At 35.5% G+C, this 16,564-nt stretch carries 29 protein-coding genes; 6 read left to right on the forward strand and 23 right to left on the reverse strand.

Annotated features, from left to right (window positions below; all coding sequences use genetic code 11):
• The first annotated feature begins 265 nt into the window (after nucleotides 1-265).
• The 5 genes from ACFPVY_RS07295 to ACFPVY_RS07315 all read left to right on the forward strand — a co-directional run bounded on the left by ACFPVY_RS07295 (nucleotide 266) and on the right by ACFPVY_RS07315 (nucleotide 3,113).
• Nucleotides 266-796, forward strand: coding sequence for a toxin-antitoxin system YwqK family antitoxin (locus ACFPVY_RS07295; RefSeq protein WP_379791320.1), 531 nt, complete (start codon nucleotides 266-268; stop codon nucleotides 794-796).
• Between the two features lie 158 nt (nucleotides 797-954).
• On the forward strand, nucleotides 955-1,299 hold the full coding sequence (locus ACFPVY_RS07300; protein ID WP_379791321.1) for a hypothetical protein: 345 nt from the start codon (nucleotides 955-957) through the stop codon (nucleotides 1,297-1,299).
• Between the two features lie 141 nt (nucleotides 1,300-1,440).
• Nucleotides 1,441-1,854: a hypothetical protein gene (locus tag ACFPVY_RS07305; RefSeq protein ID WP_379791322.1), complete on the forward strand. Its 414-nt coding sequence runs from the start codon at nucleotides 1,441-1,443 to the stop codon at nucleotides 1,852-1,854.
• 145 nt (nucleotides 1,855-1,999) lie between these two features.
• Nucleotides 2,000-2,233 carry a helix-turn-helix domain-containing protein gene (locus ACFPVY_RS07310; RefSeq protein ID WP_379791323.1) on the forward strand — a complete coding sequence of 78 codons (234 nt, stop codon included), beginning with the start codon at nucleotides 2,000-2,002 and terminating at the stop codon, nucleotides 2,231-2,233.
• A gap of 166 nt (nucleotides 2,234-2,399) precedes the next feature.
• The gene (locus ACFPVY_RS07315; protein WP_379791324.1) at nucleotides 2,400-3,113 is read left to right on the forward strand and encodes a hypothetical protein; all 714 of its coding nucleotides are present in this window, start codon (nucleotides 2,400-2,402) and stop codon (nucleotides 3,111-3,113) included.
• A gap of 503 nt (nucleotides 3,114-3,616) precedes the next feature.
• On the opposite strand, the gene ACFPVY_RS07320 is transcribed toward ACFPVY_RS07315, so the two are convergent.
• Nucleotides 3,617-3,970 carry a winged helix-turn-helix transcriptional regulator gene (locus ACFPVY_RS07320; protein WP_379791325.1) on the reverse strand — a complete coding sequence of 118 codons (354 nt, stop codon included), beginning with the start codon at nucleotides 3,968-3,970 and terminating at the stop codon, nucleotides 3,617-3,619.
• Nucleotides 3,971-4,077: 107 nt separating this feature from the next.
• Between ACFPVY_RS07320 and ACFPVY_RS07325 the strand changes: the two genes are divergently transcribed.
• On the forward strand, nucleotides 4,078-4,824 hold the full coding sequence (locus tag ACFPVY_RS07325) for an SDR family NAD(P)-dependent oxidoreductase (RefSeq protein WP_379791326.1): 747 nt from the start codon (nucleotides 4,078-4,080) through the stop codon (nucleotides 4,822-4,824).
• Nucleotides 4,825-5,090: 266 nt separating this feature from the next.
• Here ACFPVY_RS07325 and carA read toward each other — a convergent pair whose 3' ends face one another.
• From carA to rplP, 22 genes are all read right to left on the reverse strand, one after another.
• A complete protein-coding gene (gene carA / locus ACFPVY_RS07330; protein WP_379791327.1) occupies nucleotides 5,091-6,203 on the reverse strand; it encodes a glutamine-hydrolyzing carbamoyl-phosphate synthase small subunit in 1,113 nt (370 codons plus the stop codon).
• Nucleotides 6,204-6,691: 488 nt separating this feature from the next.
• Nucleotides 6,692-7,201: a 50S ribosomal protein L17 gene (gene rplQ / locus ACFPVY_RS07335; protein WP_296150723.1), complete on the reverse strand. Its 510-nt coding sequence runs from the start codon at nucleotides 7,199-7,201 to the stop codon at nucleotides 6,692-6,694.
• A gap of 62 nt (nucleotides 7,202-7,263) precedes the next feature.
• A complete protein-coding gene (locus ACFPVY_RS07340) occupies nucleotides 7,264-8,256 on the reverse strand; it encodes a DNA-directed RNA polymerase subunit alpha (RefSeq protein WP_121376811.1) in 993 nt (330 codons plus the stop codon).
• Between the two features lie 18 nt (nucleotides 8,257-8,274).
• Nucleotides 8,275-8,880, reverse strand: a complete 606-nt coding sequence (gene rpsD / locus ACFPVY_RS07345; protein WP_379791328.1) for a 30S ribosomal protein S4 — start codon at nucleotides 8,878-8,880, stop codon at nucleotides 8,275-8,277.
• 86 nt (nucleotides 8,881-8,966) lie between these two features.
• Complete coding sequence (gene rpsK / locus ACFPVY_RS07350) at nucleotides 8,967-9,350, reverse strand: 30S ribosomal protein S11 (protein ID WP_024981527.1); 384 nt, start codon at nucleotides 9,348-9,350, stop codon at nucleotides 8,967-8,969.
• A gap of 8 nt (nucleotides 9,351-9,358) precedes the next feature.
• Nucleotides 9,359-9,733 carry a 30S ribosomal protein S13 gene (gene rpsM, locus ACFPVY_RS07355; RefSeq protein ID WP_296150715.1) on the reverse strand — a complete coding sequence of 125 codons (375 nt, stop codon included), beginning with the start codon at nucleotides 9,731-9,733 and terminating at the stop codon, nucleotides 9,359-9,361.
• A 2-nt stretch (nucleotides 9,734-9,735) separates the two neighbouring features.
• Complete coding sequence (gene ykgO, locus ACFPVY_RS07360) at nucleotides 9,736-9,852, reverse strand: type B 50S ribosomal protein L36 (RefSeq protein WP_002987490.1); 117 nt, start codon at nucleotides 9,850-9,852, stop codon at nucleotides 9,736-9,738.
• A gap of 4 nt (nucleotides 9,853-9,856) precedes the next feature.
• Nucleotides 9,857-10,072, reverse strand: a complete 216-nt coding sequence (gene infA, locus ACFPVY_RS07365) for a translation initiation factor IF-1 (RefSeq protein WP_007136545.1) — start codon at nucleotides 10,070-10,072, stop codon at nucleotides 9,857-9,859.
• 3 nt (nucleotides 10,073-10,075) lie between these two features.
• The gene (gene secY / locus ACFPVY_RS07370) at nucleotides 10,076-11,428 is read right to left on the reverse strand and encodes a preprotein translocase subunit SecY (protein WP_379791329.1); all 1,353 of its coding nucleotides are present in this window, start codon (nucleotides 11,426-11,428) and stop codon (nucleotides 10,076-10,078) included.
• Between the two features lie 14 nt (nucleotides 11,429-11,442).
• Entirely contained in the window at nucleotides 11,443-11,898 is a 456-nt protein-coding gene (rplO, locus tag ACFPVY_RS07375; RefSeq protein WP_379791330.1) for a 50S ribosomal protein L15, read from the reverse strand.
• Nucleotides 11,899-11,910: 12 nt separating this feature from the next.
• Entirely contained in the window at nucleotides 11,911-12,093 is a 183-nt protein-coding gene (gene rpmD / locus ACFPVY_RS07380) for a 50S ribosomal protein L30 (protein ID WP_017495010.1), read from the reverse strand.
• Nucleotides 12,094-12,105: 12 nt separating this feature from the next.
• Nucleotides 12,106-12,633, reverse strand: coding sequence for a 30S ribosomal protein S5 (rpsE, locus tag ACFPVY_RS07385; protein WP_379791331.1), 528 nt, complete (start codon nucleotides 12,631-12,633; stop codon nucleotides 12,106-12,108).
• A 6-nt stretch (nucleotides 12,634-12,639) separates the two neighbouring features.
• The gene (gene rplR, locus ACFPVY_RS07390; RefSeq protein ID WP_379791332.1) at nucleotides 12,640-12,990 is read right to left on the reverse strand and encodes a 50S ribosomal protein L18; all 351 of its coding nucleotides are present in this window, start codon (nucleotides 12,988-12,990) and stop codon (nucleotides 12,640-12,642) included.
• 13 nt (nucleotides 12,991-13,003) lie between these two features.
• Entirely contained in the window at nucleotides 13,004-13,546 is a 543-nt protein-coding gene (gene rplF / locus ACFPVY_RS07395; protein WP_379791333.1) for a 50S ribosomal protein L6, read from the reverse strand.
• Nucleotides 13,547-13,560: 14 nt separating this feature from the next.
• A complete protein-coding gene (gene rpsH, locus ACFPVY_RS07400; protein WP_125011402.1) occupies nucleotides 13,561-13,959 on the reverse strand; it encodes a 30S ribosomal protein S8 in 399 nt (132 codons plus the stop codon).
• Between the two features lie 163 nt (nucleotides 13,960-14,122).
• Entirely contained in the window at nucleotides 14,123-14,392 is a 270-nt protein-coding gene (rpsN, locus tag ACFPVY_RS07405; RefSeq protein ID WP_026978402.1) for a 30S ribosomal protein S14, read from the reverse strand.
• 3 nt (nucleotides 14,393-14,395) lie between these two features.
• Nucleotides 14,396-14,947 (reverse strand): 50S ribosomal protein L5, encoded by a 552-nt coding sequence (gene rplE / locus ACFPVY_RS07410; RefSeq protein ID WP_296151525.1) that lies wholly within the window; start codon nucleotides 14,945-14,947, stop codon nucleotides 14,396-14,398.
• Nucleotides 14,948-14,949: 2 nt separating this feature from the next.
• Nucleotides 14,950-15,264 (reverse strand): 50S ribosomal protein L24, encoded by a 315-nt coding sequence (rplX, locus tag ACFPVY_RS07415; protein WP_379791334.1) that lies wholly within the window; start codon nucleotides 15,262-15,264, stop codon nucleotides 14,950-14,952.
• An 11-nt stretch (nucleotides 15,265-15,275) separates the two neighbouring features.
• On the reverse strand, nucleotides 15,276-15,644 hold the full coding sequence (gene rplN / locus ACFPVY_RS07420; protein WP_379791335.1) for a 50S ribosomal protein L14: 369 nt from the start codon (nucleotides 15,642-15,644) through the stop codon (nucleotides 15,276-15,278).
• Nucleotides 15,645-15,646: 2 nt separating this feature from the next.
• On the reverse strand, nucleotides 15,647-15,907 hold the full coding sequence (gene rpsQ, locus ACFPVY_RS07425; protein WP_125011405.1) for a 30S ribosomal protein S17: 261 nt from the start codon (nucleotides 15,905-15,907) through the stop codon (nucleotides 15,647-15,649).
• A 17-nt stretch (nucleotides 15,908-15,924) separates the two neighbouring features.
• Entirely contained in the window at nucleotides 15,925-16,116 is a 192-nt protein-coding gene (rpmC, locus tag ACFPVY_RS07430; RefSeq protein WP_296151538.1) for a 50S ribosomal protein L29, read from the reverse strand.
• 12 nt (nucleotides 16,117-16,128) lie between these two features.
• Nucleotides 16,129-16,554: a 50S ribosomal protein L16 gene (rplP, locus tag ACFPVY_RS07435; RefSeq protein ID WP_007803637.1), complete on the reverse strand. Its 426-nt coding sequence runs from the start codon at nucleotides 16,552-16,554 to the stop codon at nucleotides 16,129-16,131.
• Between the last annotated feature and the right edge of the window lie 10 nt (nucleotides 16,555-16,564).

Genomic DNA, 16,564 nt, shown 5'->3' on the forward strand with positions numbered 1-16,564 from the left:
TAGAAACTGTCCAGCTTTTTTTGTGAATGTCTAATCCAATGAATATCTTTGGATTAGCCGAAGTGTCGTGTAATTGCATAGTCTTTGTTTATATGTAACTCAAAGTTATGCTTTTACATAGATGCTTCTCAAAACCGCGAATTTTGTAGTAAGTTCACGTTTACGTTTCGCAAGAATTTTTATCTTTAACAGAAAATATAAAGTTCCGAACTTTGTAACTGACGAGAAGTAGCGGAACGTTATAGGCAATTTCAGGAAACTCGATATGAAAACAACTCTTATCCTTTTCATTATTCCATTTCTCTTTCTTGTTGGATGCAAAACCAAAAGCATTGAGATAAATAAAACAAACACGGTTGTTGAATATTATAAAAACGGCAACATTAAAAGTGTTGGAAATGTATATGACTTTCCGAAAGAAAATTACGACTTTAGAACTGGATTATGGAGTACATTTTATGAAAATGGAAAACTAAAAGAATCTGGTAATTATAAACTAGCAACTTATGTGGAATGCTCTGTAGGTGGACATGTTAACGGTTATTATAGCTATAAATTTGGAGAGTGGATATACTTTCATGAAAATGGAAATTTAAAAGCAAAAGGCATTTATAAAATTGGAACAAAGAATATAAAAACCAGTTGTGAAGGTGGCGACAATATAAATTATGGACTAGTTGATAACAGTTGGGAATTTTATGATTCGAATGGAAATAAAATCAACCCTACACAAAGTGATATTGATAAAATTCAAGAATCAAGTTATATCTCAGAATGGGATATGAGGAAAAAATAGAAACAGCCTATAACAGCCTATAACTACAATCGCGGAGTTTTCGGTAAATTGAAGTTTCGTTTTAACGAAGAAAATATATCTTAGCAAGAAATAATCGTTCACGCAGCCGCCACTGCGCCAAGCCGCGGAACGTTATATGCAATAGTAAAATTCTTCGTATGAAATTATTTTGTTTATTATTATTTCTAAACTGTTTTTATGGTTTTTCTCAAACCCAAGATTTTAAAATTAAATTCAAAATTCTTGAGCATACTAAAGTGCCCGCAATCGCTATTAATATAACAACACAGAAAAATTACCTCAGAGTAGGAACACAAACAGACCTTAAAGGTGAGGCAGAATTATTAATTCTAAGTAATTCAGATTCAGAAGTACATATACACAACTCTTCGATAAAATTATTATTTGATCAACCTGCTGATTCAATTTCAATAAATATTAAAAAAGGTAAAATCAGATATTATTTCAAAGGAAAGAAAGTTTCTTCAAAAAAATTTAAATGAAACTACTGCATATAACAGCGGTCTACCCCCGCTAGCGCGAGCGTCCCGCTCGTGCCGACAAACAAAACAAAACAAAAACACACAAGCTAAAACCTTCCGCCAGCATTAAAAAAAATTGCAATCTAACCAAAAGCTAATCCAATGTTTGCTATCAATATTAAATACAAAAGAAGTAAAACATTTAGCTCTGAAACCAAACAGTACCTTGACTTAATTGAAAAAAAATTAATTCGACTGAAGGTCGATAAAATAGACCTTTCCCCTTCAAAAATTCATTTTAAAAATTCATTCTTTAACGGTCAAGGATCAAATCATTTAATGGCAACAGTTGACAAAGGTTATTTCAATATTGATTCAGAATTAAAAGAGCTTCAATACTCTTTCTCTGTCACAAGAATGTTTTACATTACCTTGTCAATGAGTATTTTTTTAGGTCTTATCTCTCAAAGTTATTTAGCAACAATCTTTTTCTTTCTATTTCTTTTCGGAACGATCTTAGCAATCACATTGATACGCCACAAAATGTTTTTAAATAAATTAATATCACAATTATAAAGAAACACCACCATAGATTAAGCCCTTATTTGATTAAACCAAAAAAAATTAACACCAACGCATACAACCAAAACATTTTTTTAATAATATTGTATTGATTTCCCCACTAAAGTAGTTAATAATAATAGTATTAAAACAAATTAGTATGGGAACACACATCTACTCCAACCTTCAGACCATCCGCCTCTTAAAAGGTATTTCAATTGAAACAGTCGCCACAAAAGTGAACTTTTCTTTCGGTCATTACCGCAGGATAGAGAATGGCAAAACGGACATTAAAGTCAGCAAACTCCTCGAAATCATCAAGGCTCTAAATACCAAACCAGACTTGGTTTTTGGCCACGCCCTGTTCGTGCCATTGAGCAACATTGAAGACTGACACAGAATATTTGCTATATTAAACTGTACTAAACTCACTTTACAACGCAAATTTCTCAACGCAAACAAAAGATATCTTTAATCTCTAAATCCATCAAACAAAAATCCAACAATCGAAAAATCAAATCATCTAATGATCAAATTCAGCAATCTTTAAATTAAAAACCATGGCATCAGAAGTAGGACACAACAAGAACGTAGCAAATTTCAAATCCCTTTACCAGATCTTGGAAGAAATGGGACCAATGTACAACCCTTCAAATCCGTCAATTGCGCTCACCGCGCTCGAACCCATTAAAACGGTACTCGATGACGTGATTGAAACATTCAACACAAAAAATCCACTGTACAAAAATGCGGTATCCCAGCGCGAAACCAATATGGCACCGCTCAGCAAGCTCACCACCAAAATTGTCAATTCATTTCGCGCCAGCGGTGCATCAGCGTCCGATATCGAAAACGCAGAAAGCATGGCAAGAGTAATAAGAGGCATGAAAACAGCGAAGAAAATTGATCCTGAAACACAATCCACAGAAGGCATATCCACATCGCGAATGAGTTATGACAGCAGAACCGCTAATTTTGATGCGATGATAAGCTTTTTAGAAACACATGCGTTATATGCGCCTAACGAAACGGATCTCCAAATTCTGGCATTAAAACAGTTTAATCTTTTGCAGAAACAACAAAACACAAACGTCAACTATGCAACAAATGAGTTGCTGACCGCGAGAACAGCTAGAAACGGAGCGTTATATAATGAAACAACCGGCGCTGTAAACTTAGCACCTACAATCAAAAATTATTTAAAATCATTAGGAGATTCTGCAAAGCCCTATTACAAAAGTGCTGTGCGATTAAAATTCACAACTAAACGATAATAAAAAAACCTGCTGACGTTATAGACAGCAGGTTTTTTTTAAATCAAAAATAAAATCAGCAAAAAAAGCTCCGTGTCATTTGCGTTCATTTGGTTAAATAATTAGATTATATCAAACCAAAAAAAGAATTATCCTACCGCAAATCTATTTTATCTGACAACAAAATTATTTTATTGAATGCCAAATTTATTTTATCGTATGACAAATCTATTTTATTGAATGACAAATTTATTTTATTGCACAACGAATCTATTTTATTGAATGACAAATCTATTTTATCGTATGACAAATTTATTGTATTGCACAACAAATCTATTTTATTGAATGACAAATCTATTTTCTGCAACTGCCAACTTTAGTAGATGTATCCGAAAAACAAAACGTTTACAGCAAAAAACAAAACAATCACACACAAACAAAAAACCAAAAAATTAAAATCTGCAAGCGAAGCTTCCCATCATCCGCGTTCCAAAACTCAAAACCTCAAACCCTGCACCTAATCCCTACTTCCCCACCACTTTTTGACGATGCATCATCCCCCATTCCGTCAAATGATTGATAATAGTTCGCAAAGACAATCCGTGTTCGGTAAGTTCATATTGCACGCTAATGGGTTGCGTGTCTAAAACAGTACGTTTGATCAGCATATTCATCTCAAGATCCTTTAATTCCTTGCTTAGCATCTTGTTCGATATACCCACCACGTCGTTTAAGATATCAGAAAAACGCCTTTTGTTATAATAGCAAATCGAAGACACAATCGCAATTTTCCATTTGCCATTCAGCACATCTAATGAATCTTGAATCGCCATCATTTCTGTTTTGTGCTTAAACGGTTCACATATATTTGTTTCCATAAGGTTATCTGGTTACTCAAAGGTTACAGTTACTTTTAGTTACAAAGTTACTAAAATAAATTTCCTTGAAGTAGCTTTGCATCATAATCATTAAAACATTTATAAAAATGGATTTCAAAAATAAAAATGTGGTCATCACTGGCGCAAGCACCGGAATAGGGTTCGCAACCGCAAAAGCCTTTATCGAAAAAGAAGCAAATGTATTGATAACAAGCAGAAGCCAAGAAAATTTGCAGAAAGCATCAGACAAAATCAACAGTGCCAACTTAAAAACAGTAGTTTCAGACACCGCAAACCTTGAAGGTATTGCACTATTAGAAAAAGCAGTAGCAGAAAGTGGCGACAAAATCGACGTGTTATTTTTAAATGCAGGAATAGCAGTGTTTACGTCAATCGAAGAGGTAACAGAAGAAGACTTTGACGCGCAATTCAATACCAATGTAAAAGGAATGTTCTTCACATTGCAAAAATTAATGCCTCATTTAAACGATGGCGCATCGGTAGTGTTCACTTCGTCAACTGTAGCCACCGCTGCGAACTCAGGAACAAGCATTTATTCAGCAACAAAAGGAGCTGTCAATAAAATTGCCCAAATTGCAGCAAACGAATTAGCGGCAAGAAAGATAAGAGTAAATATTGTAAGTCCAGGCCCAATAAGAACCGAAGGTCTTGAGAAAGTGGTCACAACTGATGAAGGAAAAGACTATCTAGCTTCTGCAACAGCCTTGCAACGATTAGGCCATCCAGATGAAATTGCAAAGACAGTATTATTCTTAGCTTCTGATGATGCCAGTTTCATCACCGGAACAGAATTATTAGTTGATGGCGGTTATACCACATATGCCAGAAAATAAATTGTAGAGATTTTTTTTTTAAAACAATAAAACCATTTAGAAGTCCTAAATGGTTTTTTAATTTATAAGTAATGCTGATTACGGTCCAAGACGTATTGATATTCAAAATAAAAAGCCAAACAAGTAATATAATCAAAGTAAATCTGCAAGCAAAGTTCCGAGTCATCTGCGTTCAAAATCGCTAAGCAAACCCAATCTCCTTGAACCCAAACTTAAAAGTTTAAACTATAAAACAAAAAAAAGACGCCCTAAAGCGTCTTTTATATTTAAGCCTTAACAGCTTTATTTATGTTCTCAATAAAAATATCAAACAGATAAGAAGAGTCATGCGGACCAGGGCTCGCTTCTGGATGGTATTGCACAGAGAAACAATTTTTGTTTTTCATTCGCATTCCCGCAACCGTGCCATCATTAATGTGCAAGTGCGTGATCTCAAAGTCTGGGTGGTTTTCTAATTCTTCACGATTCACAGCAAAACCGTGATTTTGAGAAGTGATTTCACCTTTTCCAGTCACTTCATTTTTCACCGGATGGTTGATACCTCTGTGTCCGTTGAACATTTTGTAAGTCGAGATTCCGTTTGCTAAAGCCAAGACTTGATGTCCAAGACAGATTCCGAAAACAGGCTCGTCATTCTCCAAGATTTTCTTTGCAATTTCAATCGCTCCGAAAAGTGGATCTGGATCACCAGGTCCATTCGAAAGAAAAAATCCATCAGGATTAAAAGCTTTCATTTCTTCGTAAGTTGTATCAAAAGGGAAAACTTTAATATAACAATCTCTTTTCGCTAGGTTTCTCAAAATGTTTTTCTTGATACCTAAATCTAATGCTGCTATTTTATAGTTGGCCGTTTCTTCTCCGATGAAGTAAGGTTCTTTTGTAGAAACTTTTGAAGCCAATTCCAAACCTTTCATATCTGGAACTTCTGCAAGCAACGCTTTTAGTTCTTCTACTGATTTTCCGTCTGTAGAAATCACTGCATTCATTGCTCCATTATCACGGATATAGCTAACCAAAGCTCTAGTATCTACATCAGAAATGCAGATCAGGTTTTGCTTTTTAAAATAGTCTTCTAAGTTTTCATAAGAATTGGCGCGCGAATGATTGAAAGAAAAGTTTTTGCAAACTAATCCGGAAATCATGATCTTGTCTGCTTCGATGTCTTCTTCATTTACGCCATAATTCCCGATGTGGGCGTTTGTTGCCACCATGATCTGGCCGAAGTAAGACGGATCTGTGAAGATTTCTTGGTAGCCAGTCATTCCTGTATTAAAACATACTTCTCCAAAAGTGGTTCCTTCAATTCCCATTGATTTTCCGTGGAAAATGGTGCCGTCACTTAAGAGCAGGATTGCTTTTTGTCGTGTTGTGTATTTCATTCGTCGTAGTTATTTTTTTTATTTGACTCATGAAACTCGCTAAGCTTCGTTTCATTTGTGGTTGTTGTGTGTAGTTGCGGGTGCAAATTTAATTCAATTTATGGGTATTTGAAAATTTATTTGTTTGGCTTATAAATTTTAGAGCGCTGATTTTGGCAGATTACCCAGATTGCCACCGATTTTTCAAAAATTATGCCAATTGATTGTGGACAAAGTTTATCGACAAAGATTGGTACCGGCGTTTACAAAAATGCGAGTAGTTTCTCTTATAGCCCCGATGCTGGAATTGTTTGAGCTCTTTCACGGCCGATCAGGACGTGGAAAGCGAGTTCCTGCAGCGGGAATTACCTTTGCTAAAAATGCTTGAAGTTTCGCTTCAAAAACCAATATTATGTGATTGCTTCGTTCCTCGCAATGACGGTTGGGCAAAAAAAAAGGATAAACTATAATAGCTTATCCTTGATTTTTTTATGAAATGAATTTCTTCATTATTCTGCAGCGTCTGTAGAAGTTTCTTCAGTAGATTTTGCTGGTGCTTCTGCTTTTGGAGCTTCTTCAACAACTGTTTCCTCTTTTTTAGCTTTTCCACCACGACGGCTTTTAGCTTTTTTAACTTCTTTTTTACCACCGTTGTAAAGTTCGTTGAAATCTACTAGTTCGATCATCGCCATATCAGCGTTATCTCCTAGACGATTTCCAAGTTTGATGATACGTGTGTATCCACCTGGACGATCTCCTACTTTTGCAGCTACGTCTCTGAACAAGTCAGTTACCGCATATTTGCTTCTCAAGTAAGCGAAAACAATACGTCTGTTGTGAGTTGTATCATCCTTTGATTTTGTGATCAATGGCTCAACGAATTGTTTAAGCGCTTTTGCTTTAGCGACAGTTGTGTTAATACGTTTGTGCTCGATAAGAGAACAAGCCATATTAGCTAACATTGCCTTTCTGTGCGATGTTTGTCTGCTTAAGTGATTGAATTTTTTTCCGTGTCTCATGACATTTGTTTTTAAACTTCATCTTGCTTCAATCCTCTTTGGAGAGCAAAATATGAAGTAATTTATTCTTTATCTAATTTGTATTTTGCTAAGTCCATACCGAAATGTAGGTTTTTCACAGCCACAAGCTCATCAAGCTCAGTCAATGATTTTTTACCGAAATTACGGAATTTCATTAAGTCGTTTTTGTTGAAAGATACTAGATCTCCGAGTGTATCCACTTCAGCCGCTTTCAAGCAATTTAATGCTCTCACTGACAGATCCATATCAACAAGCTTAGTTTTAAGCAATTGTCTCATGTGCAATGACTCTTCGTCATAAGATTCTGTCTGAGCGATTTCATCAGCTTCTAGTGTTATTCTTTCATCAGAGAACAGCATGAAATGGTGAATCAAAACTTTTGCAGCTTCTGTAAGGGCATCTTTTGGATTGATTGATCCGTCAGTTTTGATTTCAAAAACTAATTTCTCGTAATCTGTTTTTTGCTCCACACGGAAGTTTTCGATTGCATATTTTACATTCTTTACCGGAGTAAAGATTGAATCTGTAAAAATAGTACCGATTGCAGCATTTTGTTTTTTGTTCTCTTCTGCAGGAACGTATCCTCTACCTTTTTCAATAGTCAACTCCATGTTCAAGTTAACTTTGCTATCTAAATTACAGATAACCAATTCTGGGTTCAAAACTTGGAATCCAGAAATGAATTTTTGAAAATCTCCAGCAGTAATCTGGTCTTTACCAGAAATTGAGATGGAAACAGATTCGTTATCAATATCTTCAATCTGACGTTTGAAACGTACTTGTTTAAGATTAAGGATAATTTCTGTAACGTCTTCAACTACTCCTGAAATTGTAGAAAACTCGTGATCTACACCTTCGATACGAACAGATGTGATTGCATATCCTTCTAAAGCGGAAAGCAAGACTCTTCTAAGTGCATTACCAACAGTCAATCCATAGCCAGGTTCTAAAGGTCTGAATTCAAACTTACCTTCAAAATCGGTTGAATCGATCATGATAACTTTATCGGGCTTCTGAAAATTAAATATTGCCATATGTTCGACTAGTGTCTATTATTTGTTATACAACTCTACGATTAGCTGCTCTTTAATGTTTTCTGGGATCTGAAGTCTTGCTGGAACTGAAACGAAAACACCTTCTTTAAGGTCATTGTTCCAAGTAATCCATTCGTAAACGTGACTTGAGTTAGATAATGAACGGTCGATAGCCTCTAATGATTTAGATTTTTCACGAACTGCTACTTTATCTCCAGGTTTTAAGTGGTAAGATGGAATGTTTACAAGTTCACCGTTAACAGTGATGTGTCTGTGAGAAACGATTTGACGTGCAGCTCTTCTTGAAGGAGCGATACCCATTCTGAATACTACATTGTCTAATCTTGCCTCACATAATTGTAAAAGAACTTCACCAGTTACACCTTTAGTTGCAGATGCTTTTTCGAATAAGTTTCTGAATTGTTTTTCTAAGATACCGTAAGAGTATTTAGCTTTTTGCTTTTCCATCAACTGGACAGCGTATTCAGATTTCTTACCTCTTTTTTTAGCCTGCCCGTGTTGTCCGGGTGGATAATTTCTTCTTTCGAAAGATTTGTCTTCTCCGAAAATTGCCTCGCCAAATTTACGAGCGATTCTTGTACTTGGACCAGTATATCTTGCCATTTCTAAAAATTAAATTAAGGTAGAGATTATGAATTCAGGTCATATCCTCCGATAATCTTTAATCTACCTAGTTATACTTAAATATATTAAACTCTACGTCTTTTTGGAGGACGACATCCATTGTGAGGCATTGGAGTAACGTCAATGATTTCAGTCACTTCGATTCCACCGTTATGTAAAGAACGGATTGCAGACTCACGTCCGTTTCCTGGTCCTTTTACATATACTTTCACTTTTTTAAGTCCAGCCTCTAACGCTACTTTACTACAATCTTCTGCTGCCATTTGAGCTGCGTATGGAGTGTTCTTTTTAGAACCTCTAAAGCCCATTTTACCAGCTGAAGACCAAGAAATAACTTCACCTTTTTTGTTAGTCAAAGAAATGATGATGTTATTGAAGGTAGCAGAAATATGAGCTTCTCCCGTTGATTCAACGATAACTTTACGTTTTTTTGCAGTTGCTTTAGCCATATTACTTATTATTTAGTTGCTTTTTTCTTGTTAGCAACAGTTTTTCTCTTACCTTTTCTTGTTCTTGAGTTATTCTTAGTTCTTTGTCCTCTTAATGGAAGACCAGATCTGTGACGAATTCCTCTGTAGCATCCGATATCCATTAAACGTTTGATGTTTAATGAGATTTCTGAACGTAACTCTCCTTCAATTTTGAAAAATGAAACGGCTTCACGAATTCCTCCGATTTCGTCGTCATTCCAATCTTGAACTTTTTTATCTTGGCTTACCTGAGCTTTCTCTAAAATCTCGATAGCTCTACTTCTTCCTATTCCGAAGATATAAGTCAAAGCGATAACTCCTCTTTTGTTTTTCGGGATATCTACCCCTGCTATTCTTGCCATAACTATCCTTGTCTTTGTTTAAATCTAGGATTCTTTTTGTTAATCACATATAATCTGCCTTTTCTACGCACAATGATGCACTCGGCACTTCTCTTTTTTACTGAAGCTCTAACTTTCATATCCTTAATATCTATAAGTAATTCTTGCTTTTGACAAATCGTAAGGGCTCATTTCTAGTTTCACTTTATCGCCAGGCAATAATTTGATGTAGTGCATACGCATTTTACCAGAAATGTGTGCGATCACAATATGTCCATTTTCTAACTCTACACGGAACATCGCATTTGATAATGCTTCAATGATTGATCCGTCTTGTTCTATTGCTGATTGTTTTGCCATAAATTAAGCTACTGCTTTTCTGTTTTTACCGCTCTTCATCAGACCGTCGTAATGCTTGTTCAACAAATATGAATTAATTTGTTGGATCGTATCACTTGCAACTCCCACCATAATCAATAACGATGTACCACCGTAAAACAAAGCCCAAGATGGTTGAACATCTAAAATACTTACAACAATTGCTGGGAACACAGCTATTAAAGCAAGAAACAATGAGCCTGGAAACGTAATATAAGACATGATTCTGTCTAAGAATTCAGAAGTTTCAGCTCCAGGTCTAATTCCCGGGATAAAACCACCGCTTCTTTTCAAGTCATCAGCCATCTTATTTGTTGGTACCGTAATTGCGGTGTAAAAGTAAGTAAAAACTACGATTAACAAGGCAAAAACCAAATTATACTGCCATCCAAAGATATTTTGGAATGCTGTACTAACAGAAGTCGCTGTCTCAGAAGTAGATAACCCAGCCAAAGCTGCAGGAATAAACATAATCGCTTGCGCAAAAATGATAGGCATAACTCCAGAAGCATTAAGCTTTAAAGGAATCCATTGTCTATTTCCAGCTTCTTCAAATTCTCCAGATGCAGTACGGCGAGCGTATTGTACCGGGATTTTTCTAACGGCCATCACTAATAAGATACAAGCTACGATTACCAAAAGCCAAATTATTACTTCGAAAACTAATAACATTGGTCCACCATTATTGTTCGTTACCCTAGTTGAAAACTCTTGGATGAATGCTTGTGGCATTCTTGAGATGATTCCAACCATGATTAATAATGAGATTCCGTTTCCAATTCCTTTATCAGTAATTTTTTCACCCAACCACATTGCGAAGATAGTACCTGAAACAAGTATTACCACAGATAAAAACTGGAACGCAAAAGGTGAGATCAATCCTGGATTAACATTAGAAAGGAAAGCTTCTCCTGGCAAAGTTCTGTATAGATTGAAAATATAACCCGGAGCTTGAACTAAAGTAATAACAATAGTTAACCAACGAGTAATTTGATTCATTTTCTTTCTGCCACTTTCTCCATCTTTTTGAAGTTTTTGAAGGTAAGGCACAGCGATACCCATCAATTGAACAACGATAGATGCAGAAATATATGGCATAATACCCAATGCAAATACAGATGCTTGCGAAAACGCACCACCTGTAAATACATCGATTAGCCATCCAATCCCTTCTTTAGTTTGATCAGTAAGTCCATTTAACTTAGTCGCGTCAATACCCGGAAGTGTTACTTGGGCACCAAAACGGTACACTAATAACAAACCAAGAGTCACTAAAATTCTATTTTTTAGTTCTTCAATTTTCCAAGCATTACTTAGCGATTCTATAAATTTCTTCATCTTAACTATAAGAATTATAAAGTTACAGCTTCTCCACCAGCAGCTTCAATAGCGGCTTTTGCAGTAGCAGTAAATTTATGAGCGGTTACCTTTAATTTAGTTGTTAATTCACCTCTACCTAAAATCTTAACGATTTCATTTTTAGTAGCCAAACGGTTTGCTACAAATACTGTCATATCAACAGTACCGTCAGTAATAATTCCGTTATCAACTAAAGCTTGAAGTGTATCAAGGTTCACACCTTCGTATTCTTTACGATTGATGTTTGTAAAACCAAACTTAGGCACACGTCTTTGAAGCGGCATTTGTCCACCTTCAAAACCAATCTTTTTAGAATAACCAGAACGAGATTTTGCTCCTTTGTGACCTCTTGCAGAAGTACCACCTTTTCCAGAACCTTCTCCTCTACCCAATCTTTTATTTTGATTGTGTGTTGAACCTTCAGCAGGTTGTAAGTTACTTAAATTCATAACTATTTTTTGTTATTTAGCTTCCTCTACAGAAACTAAGTGTTTTACTTTGTTTATCATCCCAAGGATAGCAGGGTTTGAATCATGCTCCACAACTTGTCCCATTTTACGAAGACCTAAAGCTTCAAGACCTCTTTTTTGAGATAGAGGACAATTGATTTTGCTTCTAACTTGTTTTACTAATAATTTTGCCATAATTTCCTTGAATTAACCTTTAAAAACTTTCTCTAAAGAAACACCTCTTTGTTTTGCAACAGTGTGAGCGCTTCTCATTTGTAACAAAGCATCAAAAGTTGCTTTAACTACGTTATGAGGATTAGAAGAACCTTGAGATTTTGACAATACATCGTGAATACCTACTGATTCAAGAACTGAACGAACAGCTCCACCAGCAATAACCCCTGTACCATGAGACGCAGGAATTAAGAATACACGTGCACCACCAAATTTACCTTTTTGTTCGTGAGGAACTGACTGACCATTCAAAGGAATTCTTACTAGATTTTTCTTAGCATCTTCTACTGCTTTCGCAATTGCTTCAGAAACGTCTTTAGATTTTCCTAATCCGTGACCAACTACTCCATTTTCATCACCTACAACTACAATAGCAGAAAAACCGAAAGCTCTACCACCTTTTGTAACTTTAGTAACACGATTAACACTTACCAAACGGTCTTTCAATTCAAGACCACTAGGTTTTACTAACTCTACATTTTTGTATTTACTATTAGACATACTATATTAGAATTTAAGTCCAGCTGCTCTCGCACCTTCTGCTAATGATTGGATACGTCCGTGGTATAAATAACCTCCTCTATCGAAAGTTACTGTTTCAATACCAGCATTTTTAGCTTTTTCACCGATTAGTTTTCCAACTGCAGCAGCTACTTCAACGTTTGTACCTTTACTTACTTCTTTTTCTCTTGAAGATGCAGCTAATAAAGTTACTCCATTCACATCATCAATTAGTTGTGCGTAGATTTCTTTATTACTTCTGAATACAGATAATCTTGGTTTAGCAGCAGTACCGCTAACGATTTTTCTGATTCTGAATTTAATTCTCTGTCTTCTTTCAGATTTTGTTAATGACATAATCTTTCTATTTTTAAGCTGATTTACCTGCTTTTCTTCTTAATACTTCACCAACAAACTTAACTCCTTTTCCTTTGTAAGGTTCTGGTTTACGGAAAGCTCTAATCTTAGCCGCTACCTGCCCAACAAGTTGTTTATCAAAAGATGTTAATTTCACAATTGGGTTCTTACCTTTTTCAGAAATTGTTTCCAAAGTTACCTCTGGAGCAATATCTAAAACGATATTGTGTGAGAATCCTAGAGCTAAATCTAATTTATTTCCTTGGTTTGAAGCTCTATAACCAACTCCTACCAATTCTAATGATTTAGTAAAACCTTCAGATACACCAATAATCATATTGTTTACAAGTGATCTGTATAATCCGTGCTTTGCTCTTTGGTCTTTATGATCAGATGATCTTTCAACTAGAACTTGACCATCTTCAACTTTTACAGTTACATCAGAAAATTCCTGAGTAAGTTGACCTAATTTTCCTTTTACTGTAATCACACCTTCAGCAACTTCAACAGTTACTCCAGCAGGAATTACAACGGGATTTTTTCCTATTCTTGACATCGTTTAGCTTTTTATTAGTATACGTAACAAATTACCTCACCACCAACATTAAGTTGTTTGGCTTGTTTTCCAGTCATCAAACCTTTTGATGTAGAAACAATTGCGATTCCCAATCCGTTAAGGATACGTGGAATTTCGCTAGAACCTGCATACTTACGTAAACCTGGTTTACTAATTCTCTGTAGGTCTTTAATCACTGACTCTTTAGTATCTTTATCATACTTCAAAGCAATTTTGATCGAACCCTGTACAGCGTTGTCTTCAAATTTGTAACTTAAGATATAACCTTGATCAAATAAGATCTTTGTTATTTCTTTTTTTAGATTAGATGCAGGAATCTCAACGACTTTGTGGTTTGCAGCCACAGCGTTTCTTACTCTTGTCAAATAATCCGCAATAGGATCTGTATACATATGTATAAAATTGCGGTTTTGGTATTCGTCCCGGACCATCCGGTAGAACCTGAAACCATTAAAATTCTAATTAATATAATTAACAGATAGCTGTCAGCTTACCGTTAAAAACGTGCAAACTTACAACTATCTGTTGAAATATCAAAATCGCAAATAATATTTTTTACCAGCTTGCTTTTTTAACACCTGGAATCAATCCATTATTAGCCATTTCACGGAAAGTTACACGTGAAATTCCGAATTGACGCATATAACCTCTTGGTCTTCCTGTTAATTTGCAACGGTTGTGCAAACGAACTGGTGAAGCGTTTTTCGGTAATTTCTGCAAACCTTCGAAATCTCCAGCTTCTTTCAAAGCTTTTCTTTTCTCAGCATATTTAGCTACCGTTTTTTCTCTTTTCACCTCACGGGCTTTCATTGATTCTTTAGCCATGTCTTAATTCTTTTTAAAAGGTAAACCTAATTCTGCTAATAATGATTTTGCTTCTTTATCTGTTTTTGCAGATGTAACGAAGGTAATATCCATTCCTGAGATTTTGTTAACTTTATCAATATCAATTTCTGGGAAAATGATTTGTTCCAAAACTCCAAGGTTGTAATTTCCTCTTCCGTCAAAACCAGTAGCCTTAATTCCGCTAAAATCTCTTACACGTGGTAAAGAAGAAGTGATAAGTCTATCTAAAAACTCATACATTCTTTCTCCACGCAAAGTTACTTTTGCACCAATTGGCATTCCTTTTCTCAATTTGAATGACGCAACGTCTTTCTTAGAGATAGTAGATACTGCTTTTTGACCTGTAATTTTTGTCAACTCATCAACCGCATAGTCGATAAGTTTTTTATCAGATACAGCAGCACCAACTCCTTTACTCAAAACGATTTTCTCAAGTTTTGGAACTTGCATTACGTTTTTGTAACCGAATTCTTCTTTAAGAGCAGAGATAACTCTGTCTTTATATTCCTGTTTTAGTCTAGGTGTATACTCCATTACTATAGTACTTGATTAGATTTTTTTGCAAATCTTACTTTCTTATCTCCTTCAATTTTTGAACCTGTCTTAGTAGCTTCCTTAGTTTTAGGATCTATAAGAGAAAGGTTAGAAATATGGATAGGAGCTTCTTTCTTAACGATTCCACCTTGAGGGTTTTTCGCGCTTGGTTTCGTGTGTTTTGAAACTAAGTTAGCACCTTCAACGATCGCTTTATTTTTCTCACGGTCTACACGCAAAACTTTACCTTCAGTACCTTTATGGTCTCCAGCAATTACTCTTACGATATCTCCTGATTTGATTTTTAGCTTTATCATCTCGTAAATAATTAAAGCACTTCTGGTGCTAATGATACAATTTTCATGAATTGTTTTTCACGAAGTTCTCTTGCTACTGGACCAAAAACACGAGTTCCTCTCATTTCTCCTGCAGCGTTCAAAAGAACACATGCATTGTCATCGAAACGGATGTAAGAACCATCAGCTCTTCTCACTTCTTTTTTGGTACGTACAACTACTGCAGTTGAAACAGCTCCTTTTTTCACGTTTCCGTTTGGAGATGTATCTTTGATAGAAACTACAATTTTGTCACCAACAGAGGCATACCTTCTTTTGGTACCTCCTAAAACACGGATAGTTAAAACTTCTTTAGCTCCTGTGTTATCTGCTACTTTTAGTCTTGATTCTTGTTGTACCATAATTATTTAGCTCTTTCAATGATTTCAACTAATCTCCAACATTTTGATTTACTTAAAGGACGCGTTTCGCTAATTCTTACAGTATCTCCAATGTTACAGTCGTTTGTTTCGTCGTGTGCAACGTATTTCTTTGTTTTCAACACGAACTTACCGTATAGTGGGTGTTTTACTTTTCTTGTTTCAGAAACAACAATAGATTTCTCCATTCTGTTGCTAGTAACAACCCCAACTCTTTCTTTTCTTAAATTTCTTTTATCTTCCATCTTTGAGCAGAATACAATTATTGTAAATCTCTTTTGCTTATCTCAGTAGCTACTCTAGCAACCGATCTTCTAACGCTTCTTAATTGAAGTGGGTTTTCGATTGGAGAGATAGTATGAGCGGTTTTTAAGTCGGCATATGTCTTCTTAAGCTGAGATAATTTCTCTTGTAATTCAGCAATAGACAGATCTTTAATTTCTGATTGTTTCATAATAAATATTAATTATGCTTCGAAATCTCTAGCAACGACGAATTTAGTTTTTACTGGAAGCTTTTGAGCTGCAAGACGTAACGCCTCTTTTGCAACTGACAAAGGAACTCCACCAACTTCAAACATAATTCTTCCTGGTTTAACAACAGCTGCCCAATATTCTACGGCACCTTTACCTTTACCCATACGTACCTCTAGAGGTTTCTTTGTGATTGGTTTGTCTGGAAATATTTTAATCCATAATTGTCCTTCTCTTTTCATGAAACGAGTTGCAGCAATACGAGCTGCCTCTATTTGACGAGAAGTTAAGAACATTCCATCTTCATGTACAGATTTAATACCAAACATTCCATTAGAAAGTTCATGCCCTCTTTGAGAGTTTCCTTTCATTTTACCCTTCTGTACCTTGCGGTATTTTGTTCTTTTAGGCTGTAACATTTTTCTTTAA

The organism is Flavobacterium qiangtangense (assembly GCF_042658345.1).
In the GTDB taxonomy this organism is placed as follows: Bacteria; Bacteroidota; Bacteroidia; order Flavobacteriales; family Flavobacteriaceae; genus Flavobacterium; species Flavobacterium qiangtangense.